This is a genomic window from Streptomyces sp. NH27 (assembly GCF_056859195.1).
In genome coordinates this window covers 1-4,486 of record NZ_JACEGK010000602.1, presented here as the reverse complement: position 1 = coordinate 4,486, position 4,486 = coordinate 1, and the positions used below count along the sequence as shown (strand labels likewise).

General features: G+C 68.7%; 6 protein-coding genes and 2 pseudogenes. 2 read left to right on the top strand and 6 right to left on the bottom strand.

The window, feature by feature from the left end; translation table 11 throughout:
• Positions 1 to 28: 28 nt before the first annotated feature.
• From AC13HU_RS32845 to AC13HU_RS32825, 5 genes and pseudogenes are all read right to left on the bottom strand, one after another.
• Positions 29 to 214 (bottom strand): annotated as a pseudogene (locus AC13HU_RS32845) (hypothetical protein); the annotation flags it as partial.
• Between the two features lie 13 nt (positions 215 to 227).
• A complete protein-coding gene (locus tag AC13HU_RS32840) occupies positions 228 to 671 on the bottom strand; it encodes a cysteine/serine endopeptidase inhibitor (RefSeq protein WP_483045634.1) in 444 nt (147 codons plus the stop codon).
• A gap of 246 nt (positions 672 to 917) precedes the next feature.
• Positions 918 to 1,550 (bottom strand): DUF5753 domain-containing protein, encoded by a 633-nt coding sequence (locus tag AC13HU_RS32835; protein WP_483045633.1) that lies wholly within the window; start codon positions 1,548 to 1,550, stop codon positions 918 to 920.
• Complete coding sequence (locus AC13HU_RS32830; RefSeq protein WP_483045632.1) at positions 1,547 to 1,792, bottom strand: helix-turn-helix domain-containing protein; 246 nt, start codon at positions 1,790 to 1,792, stop codon at positions 1,547 to 1,549. The genes AC13HU_RS32835 and AC13HU_RS32830 overlap by 4 nt, the downstream gene beginning before the upstream one ends.
• A 224-nt stretch (positions 1,793 to 2,016) precedes the next feature.
• Positions 2,017 to 2,508 (bottom strand): ATP-binding protein, encoded by a 492-nt coding sequence (locus tag AC13HU_RS32825; protein ID WP_483045631.1) that lies wholly within the window; start codon positions 2,506 to 2,508, stop codon positions 2,017 to 2,019.
• Positions 2,509 to 2,884: 376 nt separating this feature from the next.
• Between AC13HU_RS32825 and AC13HU_RS32820 the strand changes: the two genes are divergently transcribed.
• On the top strand, positions 2,885 to 3,742 hold the full coding sequence (locus tag AC13HU_RS32820) for a helix-turn-helix domain-containing protein (protein ID WP_483045630.1): 858 nt from the start codon (positions 2,885 to 2,887) through the stop codon (positions 3,740 to 3,742).
• On the top strand, positions 3,742 to 3,975 hold the full coding sequence (locus AC13HU_RS32815; protein WP_483045629.1) for a DUF397 domain-containing protein: 234 nt from the start codon (positions 3,742 to 3,744) through the stop codon (positions 3,973 to 3,975). The genes AC13HU_RS32820 and AC13HU_RS32815 overlap by 1 nt, the downstream gene beginning before the upstream one ends.
• A 138-nt stretch (positions 3,976 to 4,113) precedes the next feature.
• Here the strand turns inward: AC13HU_RS32815 and AC13HU_RS32810 are convergent.
• Positions 4,114 to 4,486: pseudogene (locus tag AC13HU_RS32810) on the bottom strand (methyltransferase, FxLD system); the annotation flags it as partial.

The following is a 4,486-nucleotide window of genomic DNA, read 5'->3' as shown; positions in this document are numbered from 1 at the left end:
CCCCAGCCCCGCCCCATCCGATCCGCTCCTATGACAGCGGTGTGCTGTCCGAGCGCCACGTGGTGAGACGAGGGTGCCCCGGCAGTTCGGCGCGGCCGGTGGCCCACAACAGGGTGAGCCAGGGATCCGCGCCGCCCGGAGCCTCTGGAAACAGACGGGCGAGCACCCGCGAGCAGAGAGCGGCGGGCGGGGTCCAGGCAAGCCCGAAGCCTTCGGGGTTCGACACGCTAGCGGAGGGCCGTGCCGTTCGAGTTGACGAACTGCCAGGTGATGCCGGTGACGACGCCGGTGCCGGTCGGGGCGAACTCGGTGAACGCCGGTTCGCTCAGGTCGATGTGGGTTGCGTCGCAGCTCGGGCACTTGTCCATCACCGGGACGGTGAGGGTCTGGCCGTTGTAGGTGACCTGGACCGAGATCCCGTCGCACAGCGGGTCGTTGTTCGGGTTGGCGGCGGTCCACCACTGGTAGGACACGGCGACCAGGTATTGCGTGGACGCGTCGATGGGGGTGCCGCAGGCGCCGTAGCCGGCGTCGTCGTAGTACGTCATCTCGCCGCTCATGGGCTGGCCGATCGGCACGTCGGCCGCGGCCGGGCCGTTGGCGAGCAGCACCAGCGCCGAGGCGCCTGCCGCGCCGCCGATCCAGCGGCCGATACGTCGCGCGATGCGCAATGTCCTTCTCCTGTCCGTCTGTTCAGCGGGTGAGGACTGAGCAAGGGTTCCGGGCAAGGTGCTCCGTGCGGACGTTCCGTGCGCCTGCGCAGCGAGTACGGCAGCGCCGCGCATCTCTGACGGTACGCGAACAATTGGTGCGTGGGTACGGGGCAGCCGGGGCGCACAAACGGCGCCGTAGGCACCCGGGTGTGCCGCGGTGGTGGAGCCGCTCCGGGCGGGAGCGGCAGCGGGAGGCGAGCGTTCTCACCGTGTCGGCTCCTCGGTGCCGTCCAAGCCGCGTGACCTGTGCTCTTCCAGCGACGTGCGCAGGAACGTCAGGGATTCGGTGGGGGTGAGGGCGGTGTCGCGGAGGAGGTCGTACGCCAGGCGCAGCCGTTCGACGTCCTCGGGATCCTCGACGAGGTGGCCGCTCCAACTGCTCTGCGTATAGGCGACGGTGTGGCCGTCGCGAAACGAGATCAGCTCCAGACAACTGCGGATGTGGCGCGGGCCGGTGCCGAACGGGACGACGTGCAGCGACACATCGGGCTGCTCCGCCATCTCGATGAGGTGTTCCAGTTGCGCGGTCCATGTCTGGGGGTCGCGGGCTTTGCGCCGCAGTACGGCCTCGTCGATCAGCGCGCGGTAGTGCACGGGGTTCGGGCCGGTGAGGCGGTCCTGGCGCTTGAGCCGCGCGGCGACTTGGGCGCCCAACTGCTCGATGCTGTGCGGGCGGGCGGTCCGCAATTGTTCCTCGGCGTACGCGCGGGTCTGGAGCAGGTAGGGGACGGCACTGACCGCGTACTCCTGCACGCTCACCGCGTCCGCCTCCAGCGGGGCCGGTCCGAGGAACGGGCGGTCCTTCGCCTCCCGTTTCGCCAGGTGCCACAGCTTCACCAGCAGCGTCCGGTCCCGTACACCTTGTCCAGCGCCGTGGCCGCCTCCAGGGTCCCGAGCCGCTGCCCCCGCTCCAGCCGGTGCAGGTACGACTGCTCATAGAGGCACAACCCCGCGAGCTCCATCAGCGTCATCCCTGCTTGCTGTCGCCGGTAGGCGAGTTCGCTCGCGTACACCTCCCGTGCCGACAGCCACTCCCAGTCGATCCTGTCCCGGCTGCTGTTCTTGCTGCTGTCCATCATGGATTCCTTCTCCTGCGGTGTCGGTTGTGGTGGTGTGCACGCCTCGGGTACGGCATTTCGCGTGGTCCCTGCCCGGTCGGCAATGAGGACGGTCTTCCCATGCCGAAATCACCTGGTGGTGCGGCCGGTTGGGATCCCGGCCCGGTCTCCGGACGGGGTTTCGCGGTAGCCGTGGGCCCTGGGGCGCGGCGCCGGGGTCTCGGCGGTCCGGGTGCGCTGAGGTGTCACCGGCTCGCCGCCAGCCGATAGCGGGCCCATACCGCCGTGCCGTATGAGGGGCCGGCTTCCACCGCGCGGTGCCCCCACTCCTCGGCCAGTGCCTCCACGAGGAGCAGACCCCGGCCACGCTCGGAACCCTTGCTGGCAGGCACGGTCTCCGGAAGCGGCACGTAGGGAGTGCTGTCCGCCACCGTCACCACCAAGCCGCCCGCCCGCAAAGCCAGGCCCACGATCACCCGGCCAGTGGTGCCGTGCAGCACCGGGTTCGTCACCAACTCGCCGATCACCAATGCCAGATCATCGAGTGCCGTGCCGCTCACCCCCCAATCCGCGAGGAGGAGTCTCGCGGCCGCGCGGGCCAGCGACGGAGCCTCCAGGGTCCGCGCGATGTCCAACTCCGCGGACGCGGTCGCCGGTGCGTGCTGGGCCCGCTCTTCGGTTGCGGCGGCACGGTGGTGGGGCTGTGGGTGAAATCGTCCGGCGGGCAACGCTCGCATGGCCGGTCTCCTCGGTGCGCGACCTTCGGGCCGCACGTAGTGCGCGGTCAGATGTCGGTGGAGGGAGCGACTGCCACCACGTAGGCGGCGCACGAGGGAACCAGGCACAGGGCTGAGGACATGCGCAAACTCCACCCGCTCAGGCGGCCGTTGATCACCCAACGGCGAACGGTCCGCTACACCGAGTATCGAATGGCCACTAGAGCGACCCTGGCGCACTTGTAGCGCAAGTGCGCAGCAAAAAATTTGCGATCGCTCGATGATCGGTCCCCTCGGCCAGATTGGTGCGCCCATGTGTGCAGCCCGTCCACGTGATACGGCAGACTGGCGGGAAGCAAGTGCGCGGCCAAGTGCGCGGAGAGGAGGGCGACGGCGCGTGACACCACGTCCCACCGGACCGACGGTGAACCGCCGGAACCTCGGCGCGGAGCTGCGGCGGCTCAGAGGGTCTGCCGGCCTGAAAATCGAGGATGTCGCGAAGCACCTGGGGTGCTCGGCGACTCGGATCAGCCGCCTCGAATCCGCCCATCCCAGTGCGGCTCTGAAGGCCGATGACATTCGCCGTATGGGCGCTCTGTTCGAGATCACCGACGTGCAGATCGAGATGTTGCTCGACATGCTCAGCACCAGCCAGCAACTCGGCTGGTGGGAGGCGTATGACGACGTCATGCCCAGCGGGTTGGGCGTGCTGGTCGGTCTGGAGACGGATGCGCAGGCCGAACGGGCGTGGGAGCCGCTGCTGGTGCACGGGCTCCTACAGACCCCCGACTACGCCCGCGCGATCCTGTCCGGATGGGGCAGCCACAAGCCCGGAGACATCGCCGACCTGGTCGAGGTTCGTCAGCGGCGGCAGGAGTCGCTGACCCGTGATGACAACCCGCTGGAACTGTGGGTCGTTCTGGACGAGAGCGCCGTCAGGCGCCCGATCGGCGGACCCGACGTCATGCGCGCTCAGGTTGCTCACCTGATCGAGATGTCCGTGCGGCCGAACGTGCACCTCCAACTCCTCCCCACCGCGAAGGGCGCGCATCCGGGCCTTGGCGGCTCGCTCGCGATTCTGGAATTCGCCGAGGACCAGCCGGTTGTCTACCTGGAGACGACCGCGGGGAACCTCTACCTCGAAAAGCGGCCCGACGTGCGCAAGTTCACGCGCATGTACCAAACGCTGGGAGCCATGGCCCTCCCGTTCGATGACACGACAGCGCTGCTCAAGCGCGTTGCAAAGGAGTTGTGATGGACAGCACCACCGAGCGACAGACGCCGGACCTCACCAACGCGCAGTGGTTCAAGGCGACAGCCTCCGGCGGCAATGGCGGCTGCCTCGAAGCGGCGTTCCTCCCCGACGGGCAGGTCGCCCTCCGCGACAACGAGGACCTCGACAATCCCCCCTTTGTCGTGTCGGCCTTCGTCTGGGCCTGCTTCATCGACGGCGCCCAGAAGGGCGAGTTCACCCCGCCACGCGCGTAGTACTCCAGCTGTAGTTCACGATCTTGCTGGTGGGGGCCGGTACGGGCATGGGTACGGCCACCGTTGATCATTAGGTAATCCATCGTGGGTGGTGGGCGGAACCCGTGCACCACCCACGACGGCTGATACGAAGGTCGGTCACCAGCTGATGGTCAGGCGGGTGTCAGGTCGGGTGATGCGGGCGCCTGGGGTGAGTTGGTCGTCGGGTGTTGCCACGGGGTACGCGGTGATGACCGGTTGGGCGGGACGCTCTTCGCTCCAGCGGCTCAGGAGTTCGATCGCCTGGGAGTTGACTTTGGTGCTGTCCGGGCCGTGGGTGGTGAGGCCCAGTTCGTCGGTGTCGTGGTTCGTCGGTCGGGTGGTGAGGTAGGCGAGGGTGGCGCCGTCGTACAGGGTCGCTCCGGCCCAGCGGATGGCGGGGGCGGCCAGGCCGAGGGCGTGGGCGGCGGGGCCGATGGACAGGCGGCCGAAGCTGAGGTCGCTGTCGATGGTGGCGAGCCAGAGGTCGAGG